Here is a 21,545-nt window from a genome sequence, read left to right as displayed (position 1 = left end):
TCCCATTAAATCACGCCGTTTCGCAGATGTGAGGCCGACACTCAGTACTATGCTTGTGCCGAATTAAACAGCGAAATAAGAATTAGCACTAAAGCCTATGGACTTTTGGGTTGTTTCTCTTTTCGCTTTGTAGTAAGATAAATACAGATTCTAAACCTATAAAATTGGAGTGATAAAACCATGGCAATGGTAGATACAGTACGCGCGCGTATGATGGCGGCAATGAAGGAGAAGGATACACAGCTGAAAGACGTGCTTTCAAGCCTGCTTGCCGCACTGAAAGACGGTGTAATTAAAAAGCGCGCGGATTTAACGCAGGAAGAGGAATTCGCCATTATTGCAAAGGAGCTCAAGCAGACGAAGGAAACGATGGAGGCTGCCCCGAAGGACAGAACCGACATTATCGATGAATGTGCCTTTAAAATAAAGGTGCTCAGCGCCTATTTGCCCGAGCAGATGGACGAACAGGCTATTCGGGCCGCGATTGAGGGCGTACTTGCAAAGCTCGGCATTTCTGCCCCGGCTCCGAAGGATAAGGGTATTATCATGCGCGAGCTGATGCCGCTGGTAAAAGGCAAGGCAGACGGTGCCAAGGTAAGCGAGCTGCTGGGCACATACCTGGTGGGCTAAACAATTACTGTAATTAAATGAGCTTCCCTTTGTTTAGAAGGGAAGCTCATTGCTTTTATTGGATTAATAGACAAATGCCGCCGCAGTTACCCGCGACGGCGTTTGCCTCGAAGAAGAAAATCTATGAAAAATGTAACCCGCGATAGTTAAAACTGGGCTTATTTCTTAGCCTTAGCCCATTCGTCGAACTGCTTCTGCATCTCGGCAAGGAGCTTATCAACGCCAGCAGTCTTGAACTTAGCATCCATAGCTGCAACGTCCTTGTCAACGTCCTTAGACTGACCGGAAAGCAAAGTTCTGAAGTATTCCTGGGTAACTGCCTTGCAGTTAGCAACCTGAGTCTGAATGTCATTGTTAGACTTATTAAACATGAAGCCTACGCTGTAAAGAGAGGGAGCAGATTTGTTCAGCTTATCCCACTGCTCATACTTATCAGCAGCCTCAAAGCTTAAGCGGAGGGTGGTGAGCTGGTTGCCCATTCTCCATCCGTTTCCAGAAGCATAACCGGAACCTGAAACCAGTGTAATGGTGCCGTCGGCGTTTACGGTATAATCCTTATCCTTCTCACCGTAGATGATGTAGTTAAGTACATTAGCATCGGTATAGAGAAGAGAGAGGAACTTCATGGCTTCATCGGGATGCTTGCTCTGCTTGGTGATAGCCATCATAGCACCGGTGTTCTCACGGTTGGTGCAATAGTCGGGGGTCATCTGAGCCTGAACATATTCAATGCCGGTGGAAGCGGTCATCTCGGCATCCTTACCGGGCTTGAGGGACTGAACGGCGCTGAAATATTTACCGGTTTTCAGCAGATTGGAAACACCGTCGGCAGAAGCTGCATCAGGACTGATATAGCCTTTCTTCAGGTACTCCTTCATAAGCTTGTATACCGCAACGCTTTCAGGAGCGGTAAGCTGGTTAATAATCTTGGTCTTGGAGTTGTCGGTGGAAGGATACATTGCACCGGGAACATCATCATCGCTGATGTTATCCCAGTCAAGCAGCTTGTAGCCAGGTACATCAAAGCCTTCCATGGCGATAGGGGTAATTCCGGGTTCACCCTTCAGAATCTGGTCATAGATAGGCTCCAAATCCTTCATGGTCTTAATCTTGGTAACATCAACCTTGTACTTATCAACAAGGTCTTTTCTAAGCAGCATGCCCCAGGAGTGGAAGTGCTCTTTGTTGCAGGGCAGAGCGAATATTTTACCGTCAATCTTTGCGCTGTTGAGGAAGTCGGTACCCAGAATCTTTTCAATATCAGGGTACTGTGCTAAGTAGTTGGAAAGCTCAACAAAGTAACCGTCCATTGCATTCTGCTGGACATTTGCGGCCCAGTTAGAGGTGAACACAAGGTCAACATCCTGACCGGTGGAGAGAGCGTTGTTTACCTTTGTGGTGTAATCGGGGTTCCAGCCAAGCTCTTCAAGGTTAACTTGAATGTTAGACTTCAGGGTCTCTTTCAGGTATTTGTTGAGAGCCTGCTCAACACGGTCCCCCTGATCCTGAGCGGTACCAACATACCAAACATTCAGCTTAACGTCTTCGCCGCTAGCTGCGGAGGGAGCGGCCGCGCTGTCTGCCGCACTGGAAGCCGCAGCGGATTCAGAACCGCTGGGAGCAGCTGCCGGAGTGGTAGAACAGCCGGTAAGTACCATTGATACTGCAAGACATAAAACAAGGGCTACACTAAGAATTCTCTTTGCCTTTAGCATTTTATAACCTCCTGCTAAAATTATATATGAAGCCGGATAAAACCGGGTTCATCCCTTTACTGCGCCTATGGTCAGGCCTTTTACGAAATAACCTTGGAAGAAGGGGTATGCGAAGATAATCGGTCCGATAGAGAGTACCGCAATCGCCATTCTTGCACCCTCACTGGGTAAAGAAGCAGCAATATCCGAGGCGTTACCAATGGTTGTGGTGCTTAGGAACTGAATATTCTGCAAGGTCTGGTACATTAAGTACTGAATGTTATAGACCTTTTTATCGGTAACAAATAACAGGGGTAAGTACCAGTCGTTCCAATAACCCAGCATCGCGAACAAGCCTATGGTTGCAAGTCCGGCTTTGCATAGTGGCAGTACGATTGCAAACAATGTTTTGAACTCGCCCGCACCGTCAATTCTGGCCGATTCAATAATCGCTTCCGGTACGGTCGTTTTTATAAAGGTACGCATGATGATCACATACCACGCATTGATCAGCATTGGAAAAATCAGAACCCAAATGCTATTTGCGATAGGCAACAGCTGGTTGTAAACCATAACCCATGGAACAAGGCCGCCGCCAAAAATGGTTGTAAAATAGGCTAGAAATGCAAAGAAGCCTTTGTACTTAAAATCGTTCCTCGAAAGCGGGTAGGCATACAGGGTGATGGTTAGCAAACTTAAAACTGTACCGATTATTGCAACGATAATTGATACACCGTAAGCATTCATAATCAGGCTTCCGCCCTTTAGCAGATACTGATAAGACTGAACACTGAACTTTTGCGGCAAAAAGCTATAACCGTTTTGCAGAATAGTTCTTTCGTCTGTCAGTGAAATCATGATTACTAAGAGTATCGGAGCCAGACAAAGAATGGTTATAATTATAAACAAGACAGTCAGAAACACATTACTGCCGAAGGATATTTTATTAATACCAGGACTTTTAATTTTCATTTCTGTACCCCCGTTAGAACAGTGCCTGTTCTTTATCAAACTTTCTCACAATACCGTTGGCAATGAATACTGTAATACAGCCCACAACCGCCTGATACAGGCTTGCAGCGGCAGTCATACCTACGTTGTTGGAGTTTCTAAGCATGATATAAACCAGGGTATCAATTGTATTTGTAACAGGGTACAGGGCACCGATATTTCTTGGAACACTAAAGAACAGACCGAAATCAGAGTTAAATATCTTACCTACCGCAAACAAAGTGGTGATAATTATAACTGTTTTTAGCATCGGCAGGGTTATGTAGCGAACCTGTTGGAACTTTGTAGCGCCGTCCAACGTTGCAGCCTCATAATAATCGTCACTGATACCGGAGATGGTTGCTATGAAAATAACAATGTTGTAGCCGCAGTATTTCCACACCTGAAAGAAAACAATAAAGAACGGCCACGCGCCGACCTCGTAATACCAGTTCACCTTTTCAAGCCCTAGAATCTTGAATATGCCATTAATAAAGCCGCTATCGTAGCTTAAAAACGAGTATGCCAGATAACTTACGATAATCCATGAAAGGAAATAAGGCAGGAAAAGTGCGCTTTGAAAGAATCTTGACAAGCCCTTATGCCACATTTCGGTCAGGGCTATTGCAATTACAACAGGGATAATAATTTGCAGAGCTATGAATACAAGGTTGTATAATACCGTATTTCTTGTAGCCTGCAGGATATTTGGGGAGGAGAATAAGAACTTAAAGTTGTCAAGCCCAACCCACTCGCTGTTAAAGATACTTTGGAAAAAACCGTTTTCAAATTTGTACTTCTTAAACGGTAACAATACGCCGATCATCGGGATATAGTTGTTGATGATCAGTACAATCACACCGGGCAGCATCATCAAAAAGAACGGCAAATTACTTTTTAAGCCCTTTGAGAATCTGTTGCCTCGGCCCGCAGTTACCGGCGCCCTTGACGCAGGTTTTGCTGCTTCGGCTGTCGCCTTCACTATAGATTTCTCCTTTCGTATGTGTTGCTGTGGCTTGCAATGCATAAGCCGCCGGGTTACAACAGCTTATGCCGCCTAAACGGGGATCCTTTATATCACAGGCATATCTTACCACGGGGCAGTTTTATTAAAAATAAACGAAATTGCCTTATGGTTTAAAATCTTATCCGCATTCAAGTGCAAGAAAATGCAACAAAAAAATATACCAACCAGCAGCAAAAAGCCCGCCCTCAAGTAGACCACTAAACGACCTTTGAGGGCGGGCTTATGAAATTCCAAATATTACTTAATACGCTGTTTATAGCAGTATAGCTGCCACAGCAAGTCGGCCGCGTCTGCACGGGTAAAAGGCTCATCCGGCCTTGCATATCCATCGTAAAGGTTCAGCATTCCGTAAGCTGCAAGGTTGATGTAGCTCTGCAGGTCTTTTGCCGGAATACGCCCCACATCCTTAATGTACATCGGTTTTGTATATACATCCTTCATCCCTGCGGCTTTTGCTGTAAGGGTAACGGCTTCACATTTCGTTAAAAGCTTATCGGGTTCAAATGCATTGCCGGAGATGATCCCCAACTTACTTGCATACTGTACATAAGGCTTTAGCCATAGCTGAATTTCATGGTCATTCTCTAAACCGGTGCTTACGCAGGGCGCCAGGTCTTCCTTGGTACCCATAGCCGCGAGCAGCATTACCAGGTACTCACCGCTGCCGACCACGCTCTTAGGCTTAAAAAAATCTGCGGTGCCGATACGTTCGCCGCTTAAGATACTGCTTTTTGTGAGCATAATAGCACTGTATTGAGCGGGGCTGCTTTTCATATCACAGTAACCGGCGTCCCAGTTGTTATCCTGTATGGTAACCGATATCCCGGCATTACCCGAAAGGTTTCCAACACTATCCTTTGCCGCAACTATAAAGCTGTCTGCTCCGGTTATATCGGGGTAGGGTTTATAGATAAAGGTACTGCCGTAGAGCGTGACATTCCCATACTCCGGGCTTTTTACGAGCAGCAGCTCGGTTTTGTCCCCATTCGGGTCATATTGCTCAATGTAACCCCAGATCGGAACATTTTTTAGGGTTATACATTGCTTGGAGTTTACCTTCGGTGCAAAGTTCTCTTTTTCACCTTGTGCGGTCAATGCCGCTGTCGGAGCCGTAAGCAGCAATAAGACTATGACCAGTGCCGCGGCTGCTCTGCAGATACGCATAGAGCTCTCCAACTTCCTTTCTGAACCTGCCCGGTTCCTTCAGCCTGCAAACAGGGCCTTCATCACTATTTTTTACAGTTCTTTGCCCGTTATGTTACCCTGTTTTAAGCAACTCCCTAAAAATTATAAGGATACCCGCGTATACTTGCATTTTTTAAGCAGAAATGGCACAATGGTAGTAGTACGTTAGTGAGTGGGATAACTCTTCACTTGTTCCGGCAGAAACAACAGCTTAAAATAATAGTATTTGCCGCAGGATTACTGAGAAACTAATGAGAGCAGAGGGATGTAGTAGATGGCACATCAGTTCGTTTTGGTTTTGGATTTCGGGGGACAATACAATCAGCTTATCGCACGCCGCGTGCGTGAATGCGGTGTGTACTGTGAGGTGCGCTCCTATAAAACGCCTGTGGAGGAGATTAAGGCATTAAACCCGGTCGGCATCATCTTTACCGGAGGGCCGAACAGCGCTTATCTCGACGATTCTCCGCATTGTTCAGAGGAAATCTATAAGCTTGGCGTTCCGATTTTAGGCATCTGCTACGGCATCCACCTGATGGCTTACCAGTTGGGTGGCAGGGTGGAATCGGGTGCTACGCGTGAATACGGTAAAACTGAGATTGAATACGATACCGACAGCCTGCTATTCAAGGGGCTGCCCCGCAACGCCATATCATGGATGAGCCATACCGATTTTGTGGCCAAGCTGCCGGAGGGCTTCCGCGTTTGCGCATCCACAAAGGGCTGTCCCGTAGCGGCGATGGAGAACCCCGATAAGAAATTCTACGGAATACAGCTTCACCCTGAGGTAAACCACTCGGAGCACGGCACCGAGATTCTGCATAACTTTTTATACCTTGTATGCGGCTGCACGGGCGACTGGTCGATGGAAAACTACGCCCGCACCGCGATTCAAGCGCTTGAAAGCAAGCTTGCGGGCGGCAAGGTGCTGCTGGCGCTTTCCGGCGGGGTAGACAGCTCGGTAGCCGCGGCGCTGCTTTCCAAGGCGGCAGGGAAGAACCTCACCTGCATCTTTGTAGACCATGGCCTGATGCGCAAAAACGAGGGCGATGAGATTGAGGCGGTATTCGGCAACAAAGACATCAACTTTGTTCGTGTAAATGCCGAAGCGCGCTTTTTGGCAAGGCTTGCCGGGGTAAGCGACCCCGAAACCAAGCGCAAGATTATCGGCGAGGAGTTTATCCGCGTATTTGAGGAAGAGGCCAAGAAGATAGGCAAGGTGGATTATCTGGCACAGGGCACCATCTACCCGGACGTGATTGAATCCGGCCTTGGCGATGCCGCCGTAATCAAAAGCCACCACAACGTAGGCGGTCTGCCCGACTTCGTTGATTTTAAAGAGATTGTAGAGCCCCTGCGCATGCTGTTTAAGGATGAGGTTCGCGCGCTTGGCACCGAGCTCGGTCTGCCCGACACGCTGGTTTGGCGTCAGCCGTTCCCAGGCCCGGGCCTTGCCATCCGCGTAATCGGCGATATTACCAAGGAGAAGCTCGACATCCTGCGCGACGCCGATGCCATCTTCCGTGAGGAGATAGCAGCGGCGGGCTTAAACCGCGATATTCACCAGTACTTTGCGGTGCTTACCTCCATGCGCTCGGTGGGCGTAATGGGTGATGGCCGCACCTACGATTACACACTGGCTCTGCGCGGCGTGACCACCAGCGACTTCATGACCGCCGACTGGGCGAGGATACCCTATGACGTGCTGGAGAAGATTTCGAATCGCATTATTAACGAGGTGCGCAGTATCAACCGAATCGTTTATGATATCACCTCTAAGCCACCGGCGACGATTGAGTGGGAATAATCGCAAAAAGCCCCTGAAATCCGCATAATCAAGCGGATTTCAGGGGTATATTATTGCTTTTTTTGGCTAATTATATAACCTTAAAAACTCAAAATATATGTTTTGCTTCAATGCTCGCTGCACGGGCTTTATCATATCTGATGCTATTGTGTAAAGGTCGTCCTGCTCAGCAGCTCCTTATACTCCGAGGGCGTCATCCCCACATAGCGCCGAAACAGCTTTGAGAAGTAGTGCGGGTTGGAGATGCCAACGCTGTCGGCTACCTCGTAGGTTTTATAGTTGATATCCCCCAGCAGGTCTTTGGCGCGGCTGATGCGAATTTCATTGAGGTAGTCCACAAAGTTTACGCCCAGCTCCTTCTTGAACATGCGGCTGATGTAGGAGGGGCTAACATAGATTTCGTCTGCCATCTGCTGCAGGGTAATGGGGTCGGAGTAGTGCTTATTGAGGTAATCCACCGCCTTGCGCAATAAGAGCTTCATGCTGCCGCTGTCGTAATCCCCGATCTTGGCGGCGGCGCGGCGAGCCACACTTTCGAGCAGCCCGTTTAAGTCCCCGACATTGTCACAGCGTTCAATCATGTTGTAAAGGTTGCCCTCCCCGGCGTTCTGCGGAGGAAGAGAATCATCGGCGATCAGCGCAGAGGCACGGATGGTGTTGATTACCGTAATGGTATCAAAATAGAAGCGCCGTATGTATTCCTTATCGGTGAGCCCCATGCTGGTTATGCAGGTGAGCAGCTCAGCGGTGCATTGCGAAACGCCGTCTACGTCCCCGGCCTTCACCAGCTCAAACAGGCGGTTGTTGCATTCATATAAAGCCGCGTCGTTTTGCTTAATCTGTGAACCGATACGGTCATAAAAGATAATGGTTTGGCTTCCCAGATAAAAGCTGTGTTTAAAAGCCTCACAGCACTCCCTGTACTTTACCGAAAGCTCGCCAAACCCGAACCCTTCGCTCGAAACAGTAACCGTCACCCCAAACCCGAAGCAGCTTTTCACCATATTCTGAAGATTTGAGCAACAGTTTTCAATGCAGCACACCGCTGCACCACTGGAGGATTTCGCGGCTTCTGCTTTCGGTGAGAGAACGAAGGCCGTGCGCCGACTGTTGAGCGAAACCGGCTGGACGCTGTAGAAACCGGAAAAGGCCTCTTCAAAGGCACTGGTGATACCAAACTGATATAAAGGGTTTCCGTTATAGCCGTCGTCCTGCGCATCGCGGCTATTGTCGTTTTCCACCATTACAACCTGAAAAAGTCCAACATCAATTCCCAGCTGCTGGGCCTCTTCAGTCACGCTTTGGCTGCCGGTAGCCACGCCGGTAAGCATATTGTACAGGAATTTTTCCCTTATAAGCGGCAGATTCTTTTCGTACAGCTTTCTCAGCCGCTCTGTTTCCGGGTCGCTTGATGCCTTGGTTTTGAGCTCTGTAACCGCACGTTTTACAACATCGTGCAGCTGCTCCAGCTTGGTGGGCTTCAGCAGAAAATCAAAGGCCCCCAGCTTGATTGCCTGGTAGGCATAATCAAAGTCACGGTAACCGGTAAGAATGATTACCTTACAGTTCGGTACAACATCCTTGATATCCCGAATCATGGTAAGTCCATCAACCTCGGGCATCTTGATGTCAGTAATAATAATATCCGGTTTCAGGCGCTCAATCAGTTCTCGCCCCTCCTGCCCGTCCTCCGCCTCTGCGCAGACGGTGCAGCCAAGCTCCTCCCAGTTGATAACGCTTCTGATTCCCTTGCGAATAATTGGCTCGTCGTCAATAATCATGAGGTTGAACATCTTAAGTGCCCCTCTCTTACGTGTCTATGCAAATACTCACTTTCGCTTATCACCTAAGTAAACAGTACTGCCTAGCCTTTTTCCTCGCTTACTGCCTCAGCGGAACCGGTAAGAACCTTCATAGAAGCGTTTACCCGCTCCTTTACCGTAAGTGGAATTTTCACAAGAATGCGCGTATACTCACCTTTTTTACTCTCAATGTCAAGCCCGTATTCGGGGCCGTAATAAAGCTTGATTCTGCGGTTTACGTTATTAAGCCCAACACCTTTTCGCTTGCTTTGGCCGCTTGCCGTAAAGTAGGTGTTATCCTCTACCGCCAGCTGTGTCTTTAAAGCTGCAAGCTCCTGCTCGTCCATTCCGGCGCCGTTGTCTTCCACAGTAATGCAGAGCAGCTGATCGGCTACCTGAGCACCGATATATACCCGGCACTGGCCGCGGCTGTTCTCTACGCCATGATAGATTGCATTTTCAACAAGCGGCTGTATCAGCAGCTTGGGTACAACCACACTCAGCGCAGCGGGGTCGATCTGCTTATCCACCGTTAGGCGGTCTTCAAAGCGTTTGGTGAGGATATAGATGAAGTTATCAATATAGGTAAACTCTTCGCTGAGCGGGATAAACGCATCCCCCCGCATGATACTGGCCTCCATCAAAGATGAAAGTGCCGTGATGGTTTTGCTGATTTCAGGCACATTATTAAGGATTGCCATCCAGTTAACGGTTTCCAGCGTGTTAAACAGAAAATGCGGGTTAATCTGCGACTGCAGTGCCTTGAGCTCAGCCTCCTTGCGGGTAAGCTGCTCACGGAATACCCATTTCTCGAGCGTTGTTATCTCCGAGATCATATGGTTGAAGGTTTCACCCATGTAACCAATCTCATCCTTGCGTTCAAGCGCAATCGTTACATCGGTCTCGCCCTTGCGCACCCGCTCCATGCCCGAAACAAGCTTGCCGATAGAGGAAGCAAAGTCCACTGACATCAGCACCCCGATGAGTGACATAAGCAGCACGGCAATAACACAGGCAACCACAATGGTCTGCCGTACCTTATAGACATCCGCATACAGCGAAGAGAGCGACACATATGAAACCAGCTTCCAGCCAAGGTCGGCATTGGTGGAATAAGAAATCAGGCGCTGGTATTTACTATCGATGAACCAGCCCTTTCCCTGCAGCTTGCCGTAATCGGGCTGCCCCATTAAAGAATAGTTCACCTTCTGTAAAATCGCCTTATTCCCGGATACAATCTCAAGGTTCTGCACATCATCGCTTACCAAGCCGTTGAAGGCCTTGCTGAGATATTCCGGGCTTATCAAAATAACCAGAACACCGCTTTCCTGATAGGTGTCGTGGTTATACATGGTGCGAACCAGAAAAACGTTGTTATTTTCATCCACCACATATACCGGTAAGCCTGCGTTCGCACGTGCGGATTTATAGATGGTTCTATAGAACTGCCGGTTATTATCAAGAATATCCTTCAGCCTGCCCGGAGCCGAAAAGCTGTTAACAATAAAGCCATCGCTTAATGAAGGGAAAATCCCGATGGAGAGTGCACCGTCGCGCGTGGAAAGGATGTTCTTTAAGATGTTATTAACGGTAGTATCAACCTCATAATTTTCTAAGGAATTCCTATCCTTGCTCAGACTGTCTACCACATTATAGATACGTTCATCAGCCAACAGGTCGTTTGAAATGTCGGATATTTTGGAGAGGCTGTCTACCAAACGCAGTTGCACCATCTGCAGGATATCCTGTGAATACTGTACCGATTTTGCTTTTAAAGCATCTTCGGTATTTTTGTAGCTGATATAACTGATGGTAATAAGCGGTATCAGAATAATAGAGTTAAGCACAAGCAAAAATTTACCGCGAATGGGCAGATTCTTATAAAGCTTATATAAAACCTGTAAAGGTTTCTTTAAAATGAAGGAAGCCTTTTGCAACACAAAAGATAGCTTTGGCACGTTTACCGCCAGCCTTTCAACGTTTTTCTACGGGCCGACAAGGTCTAGGTAAGCGATTGCAGGGCGCCCCGATTAATGACCTTCTGCCAAAGCTCCTCGGGGCTGACATCATTTTCAAGCATATAGGGAAATTCTTTAATAATCACACTCTGCCATAATGCACGCGAAATAAAACTATCGGGCGGGCCGATAAGCTCATCGGCAGAATTGACATAACAAAGCCCTTTCTGAGTGAGACGGTTATAGTTAATACTATATCCTGAGATATCAATATTGCTGATCATACCTCTGCGTGCAGCATAATAAGAAGCGCTTTCACGGGATGCAAGATGATGCAAAAGTTTAAGAGCTGCCTGCTGCTTATTCTTGTCGTTCATCGCCTTTTGGCTTACATAGAAGATACCGCAGCCCATTCCGTAGATAATGCGTTTGTTCCCCGATTTTTCCGCTGTAAGGGTGGGGAATGCGGTAAGATCCACCGTAAAATCATTTTGAAAGTTACCGATAAACCATGAGCCCTGCACGATCATACCGGCCTTTTTGTTAATAAAAAGGTTGTTGCGCTCCTCGCTGGAAAGACTGGTATAGTCGCTCGGGAATGCACCCAGTGCTTTCAATTCGCGCATCTTATACATGGCCTGAATATAGCAGTCATTAACCGCGCTTCTGGTAAAAGGCTTTTCAACCTCATCTTTATTGCCCAGCATCATGATAAGGTTTTGGTAAAGGTAGCTGCCCTCGGCTTCGCTGTTGTAGGCGATGGGAATAATACCATGAGATTTTAGTGCCTTTACTGCTTCCACCAGCTCGTCGTAGGTTTCAGGAACCTTGATACCATACTTGTCAAACAAATCCTTGTTATAAAAGAGCGCCTCAAAAATAATCTCCATCGGCAGACCGTAGATACAACCGTTTACCGTTGAATACTGCCACATCTTTTCGTTAAAGATGCTCTTATATTCCGGGTCGGCATCAAGCATATCTGTCAGGTCGGCCACCTTGCCGTTGGCGATAAGGTACCGAATATCTGAGCCCGGCCAAAGCCCGAATACATCTGGGTCGTTGCCCGTCGCAAACTTTGTTTTAATGCTGGGGAGAAAATCATCCCCCCAGATCGATTCGTTTTTAACCACAATATCGGGGTTTTCGGCCATAAACTCATTTAGCTGCTGCTGCAGAACGGTGGCACTGCCATTTTCGCCGCCCCAGCTGTTCATAAAAACAATCTCCGTTTTAGCAGCAGAAACAACCTCCTTTTGTTTGGGTAAAACCGGAACCGTATCCCGGTAGGAAACCCAAACGGTAAAGAAGGTTACCGATAGTATTGTAAGCAGAAAAAGAAACAACCAACCGTACTTCTTCGTAGATGTCCCTCCCAGCAAAAGCCTTGGTGAAAATTCGTCAGGCTTAGCCTGATTGTGATATAAAGAATCCTCATCCTACGGCGGATTGCAGGTCAGCGGTTGAAATACTCAGCAATATAGCCAATTATAGCCACATTATCATACATTATTTCTGCTTCACTGTCAATAAAAAGCAGGTTATACCTCTTTATACATAAACATCACATGCTCTGCTGTTGTAAAACCATTCTTCTCATAAAAGCGCGGGGCAGGCATATACCGGTTGGTGAGCAGGGTAAAGCCTGCAAGACCTTTTGATTTGATATAGTCCTCAGCATACTTTAGCATTGCCGCACCATATCCTTTGCGCTGATGCTCCGGTGCAATAAAGAATTCGTCTACATACAGTTCATCGTTAGTGTACCAGGTGTGCTCCCGGCAGAACATGGCACCAACAAGCTCGTCCCCCTCAAAAGCCGCAAATCCGAAAAAACGTGGGAAGCCAAAGAACTCTGAAACATACCGTAAAGCGGATTCAGCGGTCCACCGGTCATTCCACGGCGGGCAGTTGTAGGTGCGCATCAGAAGTTCGGCACAAGTCTGAAGTTCATCGTTTGTAATACTCTTAAATGTCATAATAAATCCTTTCACTGTCTATTCCTGATAAAAATACTCTTGCGGTTTAAATCGGGATGATTATCGGTAAGCAGAACAAGCCCTTCCTCTATGGATGAGAGTGCAGCAACAGCACACACCACCCAGACAATAACGCTGCTGTGTGTAAACATAAACGCAAGTGCCGCAATAAAGAGGATTACCCCTGTTGCCTTGTTTGCTACGGTATGAATAAAAAGCAGCTTTTTATGACGCACCCCCGAGATTACCAGATTCAAGAGCCTCAGCACGATGACAACGATAATCGGTGGCAGAAGAATCGTAAGCCTATTACCCGCCCACAATACCCCAAGGGTGAGGATGACCGCAAACAGCACAAGGTCGGCAGCGGAATCCAGCCGTGCACCCAAGGTGCTCTGTGTTCCCGTTTTGCGCGCAATAACACCGTCAAGTATGTCGGTGAGCCCGCACAGCAGATAGATTACCGTAAAAACGGCACAATGATCCCGCAGCGGCACAAGCAGAAAGCTCAGCACAACCCGAAACAGGGTAAGTATATTGGCAGCATACTTCACCGCAGTTATTCCGCCCAACCCTTGGCACGCCCAACGGCTTTGTTCCAGCCGCTTAACAACTGCTTACGAGTTTTATCGTCCATATCCGGGGTATACATCTTGTCCAGCGTCCAGTTCTGCTTAATCTCATCGGTGTTTTTCCACAGCCCCACTGCAAGCCCCGCCAGATAGGCAGCCCCCAGCGCCGTGGTTTCACGGATCATCGGTCGGCGGATGGTTTTATTGATGATATCGGCTTGGAACTGCATCAGAAAAGCATTGGCAGAAGCGCCGCCGTCTACCCGCAGCTCGTTGATTGTAATACCGGTATCAGCCTCAATGGCGCTTACAAGGTCACGCGTCTGGTAGGCTATCGATTCAAGTGCCGCACGGATGATATGGTTTCTGCCAGTACCGCGCGTTAACCCGAAGATGGCACCGCGCGCATACATATCCCAGTGGGGTGCACCAAGGCCGGTAAACGCGGGCACCACATAAACCCCGCCGTTATCCTTCACCTTTCGGGCAAAGTATTCACTGTCGGCCGATTCACTGATAAATCGCAGCTCATCTCGCAGCCACTGTATCACCGCGCCGCCCACAAAAACACTGCCCTCTACCGCATACTGCACCTTGCCGTTTGTGCCAGCCGCAATGGTGGTAAGCATGCCGTTTTTGCTCTCACAGATTTGGTCGCCGGTGTTCATCAGCATGAAACAGCCGGTGCCGTAGGTGTTTTTGATGCCTCCAGCCTCAAAGCAGGTTTGACCAAACAAGGCTGCCTGCTGGTCACCCGCCATACCGGAAATAGGCACATTTACACCCAATATATTGGTATAGCCGTAAATCTCACTGCTGCTGCATACCCGCGGGAGGATGCTCTTGGGGATATTCAATGCTTTAAGCAGGGTGTCATCCCACTCAAGCGTATGTATATTAAACAGCATCGTGCGCGAGGCGTTGGTATAGTCGGTTACATGTACCTGACCGTTTGTAAGCTTCCACACCAGCCAGGTATCCACCGTGCCGAACAGCAGCTCGCCACGCTCGGCCTTCTCGCGTGCGCCGGGCACATTCTCCAGTAACCACGCAATCTTGGTTGCGCTGAAGTAGGCGTCAATCCGCAAACCGGTGTGCTTGAGAACGGTTTCGCGTAGCCCCTGCTCTTCCAGCTTGCTGCAAAGCTCGGCGGTTCTGCGGCACTGCCACACAATCGCATTATACACGGGACGTCCGGTGGCTTTATCCCACAGGATAGTGGTTTCACGCTGGTTGGTAATGCCGATGGCGGCAATCTCCTCCGGCAGCACACCGCTCAGGGCTATCACCTCGGTAAGCACACTGTACTGAGATGAAAAGATCTCCATCGGGTCGTGTTCTACCCAGCCCGGCTTCGGGTAATACTGGGTGAACTCCTTTTGCGAGATGTTCAGAATGTTCTGCGCCTTATCAAAGATGATGGCGCGGGAGCTGGTGGTTCCTTGATCCAACGCGATGACATATTTTTTGTCTGCCAAAACCAATCCATCCCTTCAAAAAGTGTAGTGTAATGCAAAAGACGATTTTATACTATCGCAGGCTGCTTTGCCGCCTCACCGTGCTTTACAAAAATCGCGCAGAGCAGGGCCAGCAGGCAAGAGACACCTGCAAACAAAAACAGGGTTCCGTAGCTGCCGGTAAGCTCGCGGATGGCGCCGAACAGCGAAGGAGCCGCGATGGAGGCAGCCTGCGAAAAAAAGTAGTAGTAGCCGGTGTATCGCCCGATGCGCGAGGTGTGGCCGATCTCCACCACCATAGGCAGGGAGTTGGTGTTGATGCAGGCCCAGAAAAAACCGCCCGCCACCATCAACACGCGTATCGCGATGATATTGGTAATGAAGAACATCGCCGTAAAAAGCGTTATGCACATGATGAGCCCTATTGCAATACAGCGTTTGCGCCCGAACCGTGCGCCGAGGTAGCCGGCAGGCACTGCCGCTATGCCAAACGCAACCGCAAAAAACGCGAGCGAGATAGAGGCATCACCCTGCTCCAGCTTCAGCGAGTTGGTGGCATAAAGGGTAAAGAAGGTTTCGATGGCGTTAAAGCCCAAAAACCAAAAGAAGATGGCAAAGAGCAGCAGCATCAGGCTTTTTCTTTCTCCCTTGGTTTCGGGGGCCGCCTCCTGGGAGGCAGCCTGCGCGGTTTGCTCCTCATGGGATAAGCGGGCAGGCTCGCGCACAAAGAAGAATATCATCGCCCACGCAGCTAAGGTTAACAGGGTAACCAGCGAAAAGGGCAGCTTTACCCCATCGGTGAGCTTAATCAGCAGGCCGCCGCCCAACAGTGCAATAATGGTGCCGATGCCGCCCATCAGGTTGATTACCCCGTTGGCCTGCGAGCGCAGATTAGACGGGGTAACGTCGGGCATCAGCGCCACCACAGGCGATCGCCATGCCGACATCGAGAGATTATAAAGTATAATTATTCCAATCAGCACCGTAAGCGAGCTGCCAAAGGGGATAAACGCAAAAAGTATGGCGCTTACCGGCATGCCGATGAGTATGTAGGGGAGCCTTCTGCCGCAGCGGGTGCGCGTTTTGTCACTGAGTGAGCCTATTAAGGGCTGCAATATTACGGCTAAAATATTGTCTATAGACATAATCAGCCCGATAAGTACGGAGTTTTTAATGTGGTGCTCCAACAGGATGGGGACATTTGCACTATACATGGCCCATGCCAGTGATACTGCCATGAAACCAAGGCCGATAAGAGCAGTTTTCTTGTAGTCAAGTCGGTTGCGGAGTGCGGTTTCTGGCAAGTTGAACCCCTATTCTCGTGAGACTTTTACAATATGTCTTACACGCTGTGTTATATATCTTTTTTAAATATGTTCCTGTATTGTAAGCAGGTATGTAAATTGCTTGTTCCTTTAATAACCGTCACGAATCATATGCATTTATCAACATTATAAACAAAACCGCAGGAAAAGGCAACCAAGCGCCGCTTAATACCATCAGCGCACTGCAAAGGCGGTATTCAAGCACTGGTGGGTGGCAAATTCGGCGTGAACCGACGTAATAATAGAAATACAATTTAGCTAAATTAAGATACAAAAAGGCCTCACTTATTTACAAAGTGAGGCCCAGTGGTGCCGGTGGCGGGACTTGAACCCGCACGTTGTTGCCAACAACGGATTTTGAGTCCGTCACGTCTGCCATTCCATCACACCGGCGTGGAACTTAACTATTATATCTGATTTTTGCATGAAATTCAAGCAGTGTAAAGGTGTTTTTTATCTTTTTTTCTGCCGCCCAGCTTGATATTAACTGCCTCTTTGCAAACCTTTGATTCAGCTTCCTTCGTGTTTAGCCGGGCGCTGCCGTTCTTACAGTAAAAACGCATGGGTAAAGGTCTCCGCCACAGAAGGGGAACCATCCAGGTCCGGCATTTTCTCAACCCCGGTCAGCGTAGCTTATTGCCACACTCACTGCAGAATCTGGCTTCCGCCTGGTTTTGCGCGCCGCACTTGGAGCATTTATTCAATGTCAGGCTGGCACCGCAGTTGTTGCAGAACTTACCTTGGCTGGCAGGCTTACCGCAGCTGGGGCAGACAATCTGCTTGGATTCAATCTTGCCGCTGAAAACGGTGGTCTTCTCCGCTCTTGCGCGGATATCCTCCACCATCTTCTCGGCCTTCGCGTGGGCTATTTCAACGTTCATACGGGGGGCGCACTCAACACAGAGGCCCTCATCCTCGTTATAATCGGCCTCACAAACCCACATATGACATTTATGGCAGCGGTGAAAGTGGTTCTTAGCCTCGTTCTGAGCAAGCTCAAACGCATGCTCATGCTCACGCTGCCAATCGGGAGACATGCCCTCAAATCGCTCGCTGATGATATCGGTGCCGCGCTCTACATTATATCCGCCGTCCAGCCCAAGAAGGGAGGCACCAACCGAAACCCCGCGGCCCAGTGTTCTAAAAAAGTTACCCTTTTTATAGGTAGAGGACTCTATAAACTTCGTTTTGTACCCGTCGCCGCAGACATCACAGTAAAAGGTAAACTGAAAACCTGCGTCGGTGCTGTTGTCTTCGTAATTTCGGGTAAAGGCTGTCATTTCCATGTTACATTGCTCCTTAGTCAAGTTTTTTATTACATTTAAGACATCTGTCTCCTATCTTGATCTGAACATAGCCGCATTTTTTATTTTGGCACTTCACGGTAAGCGGCGTGCCGCAGTGCTCACAGCCGCTTGAAACAAAGGTCAATTTACCGCAGGAGGGGCATACTATATGTAGTTGCAGCCCGCAGCTGCTGCATTTTTGCCACCCTTTTTCAATAACATTCCTGCATTTCGGGCAGCGAAAGGTAAAAGGGTCTTGCATACCGCAAAATGGGCAGAGGTTTGCATCGGCTGGAATCAATTTTTCGCAGTATATGCAGAAATGCTTGTAATCGGCCATCGTTCTCGTCCCTTTAACAGTTGTATTTTTATGGTTGATATATCCCTTTTTATCAGCCTACGGATAGATATTACAATAATTTTTTATAACTTTCAATAAAAAAATAGAAATGTTTTAGAATAAATATGTAATAATATACATGATTTTAATGAGGTTCATTCAATATAACTAGCCAGATACGAAATACATTCAGGGCCATGCAAAATGGTTACGGGGCAAAAAATAAAGCGGATACCTCAAAAGGCATCCGCTTTATGTGTAATAGTTTTTAATCCTTCGGATTGGGCGCACCCACGGGGCAAACCCCTGCACAAGCGCCGCAGTCGATGCAGGCACTGTCGTCTATTACAAACTTAGAGTCTCCGGCGGAAATAGCAGAAACAGGGCATTCAGCTTCGCAAGCGCCGCAGCTGATGCAATCGTCGTTAATCTTGTATGCCATATAAATATACACCTCCTTGTAGTTTGACTTTATTGTACCACAATCGAGCAAAATTGCAATAGAATTCTGTTTATCAACCAGGTAGCCATGCATGGTGTCATTCTGTTGGTTATAGGCATAAATCTACTCGGCTGTACCAAGCTCGCTCTCGTTTATGAGCACCGTTTTGGGGTAATAGTGCGCAAGAATCTCCTCGTAGGTGCTGCCCTGCCGGGCCATATAATCAGCCCCATATTGGCTCATCCCCACGCCATGCCCGTAGCCAAGTGTGGTGAAGGTGAAGACACTGTTTGCATAAGCGATGGTGAAGTTTGCCGAGCGCAACGAGAACAGCGACCTTGCCTCCTGCCCCGTCATGGAGATATCCCCCGCGGTAAGCTCAGTAATGGTGCCGGAATCGGTACAGGATATAATCTTAAACCACTTTGATTTTGTAGAGGAAAGTATAATATCAGGGTATTGTTTTTTCAGCAGGCTCTGCACCTCGGTAGCCTTAAGCTCGGTTTTTGCCTCGTAGTTTTTGGCTAAGGTATCGCCGAAGCTCTCCACCGGTACCAGATAGGGCGCGCCACTTTCCCAGACTGTTTTGGCATCCTCTGTCTTACCGGCGGACATAGAGTGATAAGCGGCCACAATAGGCTGGTTTTCGTAGATTAGTACCTTTTCCAGCACCTCATCACAGGCCTTGGTTATTTTATTCCAATAAACGTCAAACGTATCGCCGAAACGCTCGCGTGCAGTATCCTCGGTAATATAGCCCTGTAACTTGGAGGGGTCGGCACTAAAGTCGGCATCCTTCAGGCTTTCATCCGGCGAGGCCTGCTGGTTTAGTCGTCTTCTTAGGGCATAGGTGTGGGCCGCCACTGCCTGCGCCTTGAGCGCTTCGGTATTAAATGAGGCAGGCATCTCGCACGCCACCGCACCGATGATATAATCCCGGCGCGAAACCGTTTCCACCTTTCCGGTGGAAAGATTGAGAATTTTAAATGCCTTCACCACTGCCGACGCTTTTTCGGAGCTGCCTTCCACTTGCTCTGAGGAAGCTGCCTGTGAGGAAGCCTCCGATGAGGAGGACACTGCCTGCGAGGACGCATGCTCAGCCAGCATTGCCTCCAGCTGGGCCTGAGCGTCGGCATTGGGGTCTGCCGCTAGTGACGAAGAAGCGCTGCCCTTTTCACTGACAGCAGTACTGCTGGTTGCCTTGAACGGATTTAACAGCTCCGTGCCGCCACCTATTGCCAGAAGCGGAATCAGGATAAGCGCTGCCAATAGTAGAAGTGCCAGCCCTAAACTTTCTTTCATTTTTAAATCAGTCCTCTCCGTTTATCGTTATGCCTTAAGCAAAATTCCTGGAGTTTATGAAGGACAATCAATTTGATTATGCATGTACATCTTTTGCGCGTGTTGACAATCCAAAAAAATGAGAGTAAAATGAAAATATTCATCACTGCACAGTAAAGCCTGTTGCGCCCATTTTCTGAGCGCTTTCGCACTACCCGTTAAAGAAAATAGCAGGGGCAGACTTATGCAGGATGAGAATATCATTTATGCATTAGCAGTATTAAGACGCTAGAGCCAGAAAGATTCAACCGGGAAAGAGCAGCATGAAAGGGATGGTGAGCACATGAGCATTGGCTTTAACAGTAACTTGAACATGGGGCAGGAGCAGAAAAAGGCCATTAAATACCTATGCGAAGAATATCTGAAGTATAACAATATAGACTCGTCACTGTACGATAAATTTAATGTAAAGCGTGGCCTGCGTAATAATGACGGCACCGGTGTTGTTGCGGGATTAACCCACATCTGTAATGTACACGGTTATCTCATCAGCGAAGGCGAGCGTGTGCCCATCGACGGTGAGCTGATCTACCGCGGTATTAACATTAAGGAGCTGGTGGAAGGCTGCAAAAAAGAAAACCGCTTCGGCTACGAAGAGGTGGTTTGGCTGCTGCTGTTCGGAAGTCTTCCCACCGCCGCCCAGCTGAAGGGCTTTCAGGATACGCTCTGCCTGTTTCGTGAAATGCCGTCCGGGTTTGTGGATGATATCATCATCAAGGCGCCGTCACCGAATATTATGAATAAGCTGGCACGCTCGGTGCTGGCGCTGTATTCCTATGATGACCGCGCCGACGACACCAGCCTTGAAAACACTATGCGCCAGTGTATTGAGCTTATTGCACGGCTGCCCAGCATTATGGTTAGCTCGTATCAGGTTAAAAAGCGTGCTTATGATAACGAAAGCATGGTGCTGCATCCCTGTCTGCCGGAGCATAGCACTGCCGAAAATATCCTTTCTACCATACGCGCCGACCGCAGCTTTACCGACGAAGAGGCAAAGCTCTTAGACCTGATGCTGATGCTTCATGCCGAGCATGGCGGCGGCAATAACTCGTCGTTTACCTGCCGCGTGCTCACCTCTTCGGGTACCGACAGCTATTCAGCAATCTCCTCAGCAATCTGCTCCCTCAAAGGCCCCAAGCACGGCGGCGCAAACAATAAGGTTATGCAGATGCTTGAGTATATAAAAGCTGACGTGAAACACTGGAACAACGAGATAGAGGTTACCGACTATCTGCGCAAAATCCTGCAAAAGGAGGCCGGTGACGGCTCGGGCCTCATCTACGGTATTGGGCACGCCATCTATTCCAAAAGCGACCCGCGCGCTGTTATCCTAAAGCAGAATGCTTTTCAGCTTGCTAAGGGCACCGAATATGAAGCGGAGTTTAACCTGCTGGAGACGATTGAACGTTTGGCTCCTGAGGTATTCTACCAGCACAAGGGCGACAGCAAGATGGTCTGTGCGAATGTAGACTTTTATTCCGGCCTTGTATACAAGATGCTGGGGATTCCCCCGGAGCTGTATACCCCCCTATTTGCGGTAGCCCGTATCGGCGGCTGGTGTGCACACCGAATTGAGGAGCTGACCACCTGTAACCGCATTATGCGCCCCGCCTATAAGGCAATTGCACAGGAGCGTTCCTACATACCGCTGAGTGAGCGATAGGTTTTAAACAGCAAAAAGCCATTGAAGTTTACAAAGCTTCAATG

The 21,545-nt window shown here is 48.4% G+C and carries 18 protein-coding genes and 1 tRNA gene; 3 read left to right on the top strand and 16 right to left on the bottom strand.

The genetic code is table 11. The annotated features are described in order from the left end of the window. The first annotated feature begins 180 nt into the window (after positions 1–180). Positions 181–630: a GatB/YqeY domain-containing protein gene (locus BLR50_RS02710; protein WP_092638269.1), complete on the top strand. Its 450-nt coding sequence runs from the start codon at positions 181–183 to the stop codon at positions 628–630. 158 nt (positions 631–788) lie between these two features. Here BLR50_RS02710 and BLR50_RS02705 read toward each other — a convergent pair whose 3' ends face one another. The 4 genes from BLR50_RS02705 to BLR50_RS02690 form a co-directional block, all read right to left on the bottom strand. Beyond that, positions 789–2,345, bottom strand: coding sequence for an ABC transporter substrate-binding protein (locus BLR50_RS02705; RefSeq protein WP_092638267.1), 1,557 nt, complete (start codon positions 2,343–2,345; stop codon positions 789–791). Positions 2,346–2,393: 48 nt separating this feature from the next. After that, positions 2,394–3,296, bottom strand: a complete 903-nt coding sequence (locus BLR50_RS02700) for a carbohydrate ABC transporter permease (RefSeq protein ID WP_092638264.1) — start codon at positions 3,294–3,296, stop codon at positions 2,394–2,396. 13 nt (positions 3,297–3,309) lie between these two features. Then, positions 3,310–4,296 (bottom strand): ABC transporter permease, encoded by a 987-nt coding sequence (locus BLR50_RS02695; RefSeq protein WP_242871673.1) that lies wholly within the window; start codon positions 4,294–4,296, stop codon positions 3,310–3,312. 282 nt (positions 4,297–4,578) lie between these two features. Continuing rightward, positions 4,579–5,505 carry an Ig-like domain-containing protein gene (locus tag BLR50_RS02690; protein ID WP_092638260.1) on the bottom strand — a complete coding sequence of 309 codons (927 nt, stop codon included), beginning with the start codon at positions 5,503–5,505 and terminating at the stop codon, positions 4,579–4,581. Positions 5,506–5,800: 295 nt separating this feature from the next. On the opposite strand from BLR50_RS02690, the gene guaA reads away from it, so the two are divergent. Continuing rightward, the gene (guaA, locus tag BLR50_RS02685) at positions 5,801–7,333 is read left to right on the top strand and encodes a glutamine-hydrolyzing GMP synthase (RefSeq protein WP_092638258.1); all 1,533 of its coding nucleotides are present in this window, start codon (positions 5,801–5,803) and stop codon (positions 7,331–7,333) included. A gap of 143 nt (positions 7,334–7,476) precedes the next feature. On the opposite strand, the gene BLR50_RS02680 is transcribed toward guaA, so the two are convergent. From BLR50_RS02680 to spoIID, 12 genes are all read right to left on the bottom strand, one after another. After that, positions 7,477–9,126, bottom strand: coding sequence for a response regulator (locus tag BLR50_RS02680; protein ID WP_092638256.1), 1,650 nt, complete (start codon positions 9,124–9,126; stop codon positions 7,477–7,479). 71 nt (positions 9,127–9,197) lie between these two features. Continuing rightward, the gene (locus tag BLR50_RS02675; protein WP_092638254.1) at positions 9,198–11,093 is read right to left on the bottom strand and encodes a sensor histidine kinase; all 1,896 of its coding nucleotides are present in this window, start codon (positions 11,091–11,093) and stop codon (positions 9,198–9,200) included. 44 nt (positions 11,094–11,137) lie between these two features. Further along, positions 11,138–12,439 carry an ABC transporter substrate-binding protein gene (locus BLR50_RS02670; protein ID WP_092638252.1) on the bottom strand — a complete coding sequence of 434 codons (1,302 nt, stop codon included), beginning with the start codon at positions 12,437–12,439 and terminating at the stop codon, positions 11,138–11,140. Positions 12,440–12,634: 195 nt separating this feature from the next. Next, positions 12,635–13,072 carry a GNAT family N-acetyltransferase gene (locus BLR50_RS02665; protein WP_092638250.1) on the bottom strand — a complete coding sequence of 146 codons (438 nt, stop codon included), beginning with the start codon at positions 13,070–13,072 and terminating at the stop codon, positions 12,635–12,637. 11 nt (positions 13,073–13,083) lie between these two features. Next, complete coding sequence (locus tag BLR50_RS02660) at positions 13,084–13,626, bottom strand: CDP-alcohol phosphatidyltransferase family protein (protein WP_162840296.1); 543 nt, start codon at positions 13,624–13,626, stop codon at positions 13,084–13,086. Between the two features lie 5 nt (positions 13,627–13,631). After that, positions 13,632–15,122 (bottom strand): glycerol kinase GlpK, encoded by a 1,491-nt coding sequence (gene glpK / locus BLR50_RS02655; RefSeq protein ID WP_092638246.1) that lies wholly within the window; start codon positions 15,120–15,122, stop codon positions 13,632–13,634. 47 nt (positions 15,123–15,169) lie between these two features. Then, positions 15,170–16,405: an MFS transporter gene (locus tag BLR50_RS02650; protein ID WP_242871672.1), complete on the bottom strand. Its 1,236-nt coding sequence runs from the start codon at positions 16,403–16,405 to the stop codon at positions 15,170–15,172. Positions 16,406–16,733: 328 nt separating this feature from the next. Beyond that, a tRNA-Leu gene (locus BLR50_RS02645) sits at positions 16,734–16,819 on the bottom strand. 230 nt (positions 16,820–17,049) lie between these two features. Then, entirely contained in the window at positions 17,050–17,712 is a 663-nt protein-coding gene (locus tag BLR50_RS02640; protein ID WP_092638244.1) for a zinc ribbon domain-containing protein, read from the bottom strand. A 13-nt stretch (positions 17,713–17,725) separates the two neighbouring features. Beyond that, positions 17,726–17,974, bottom strand: coding sequence for a double zinc ribbon domain-containing protein (locus tag BLR50_RS14835; protein WP_423230276.1), 249 nt, complete (start codon positions 17,972–17,974; stop codon positions 17,726–17,728). 346 nt (positions 17,975–18,320) lie between these two features. Beyond that, positions 18,321–18,494, bottom strand: a complete 174-nt coding sequence (locus tag BLR50_RS02630) for a DUF362 domain-containing protein (RefSeq protein WP_092638292.1) — start codon at positions 18,492–18,494, stop codon at positions 18,321–18,323. A gap of 123 nt (positions 18,495–18,617) precedes the next feature. Beyond that, positions 18,618–19,796: a stage II sporulation protein D gene (gene spoIID, locus BLR50_RS02625; RefSeq protein WP_092638240.1), complete on the bottom strand. Its 1,179-nt coding sequence runs from the start codon at positions 19,794–19,796 to the stop codon at positions 18,618–18,620. Positions 19,797–20,118: 322 nt separating this feature from the next. On the opposite strand from spoIID, the gene BLR50_RS02620 reads away from it, so the two are divergent. Beyond that, on the top strand, positions 20,119–21,501 hold the full coding sequence (locus BLR50_RS02620) for a citrate/2-methylcitrate synthase (RefSeq protein ID WP_242871671.1): 1,383 nt from the start codon (positions 20,119–20,121) through the stop codon (positions 21,499–21,501). Positions 21,502–21,545 lie beyond the last annotated feature (44 nt).

The sequence above is a fragment of the Acetanaerobacterium elongatum genome (assembly GCF_900103835.1).
GTDB classification, from domain to species: Bacteria; Bacillota; Clostridia; order Oscillospirales; family Ruminococcaceae; genus Acetanaerobacterium; species Acetanaerobacterium elongatum.
This window is presented reverse-complemented; position numbering and strand designations above follow the sequence as displayed.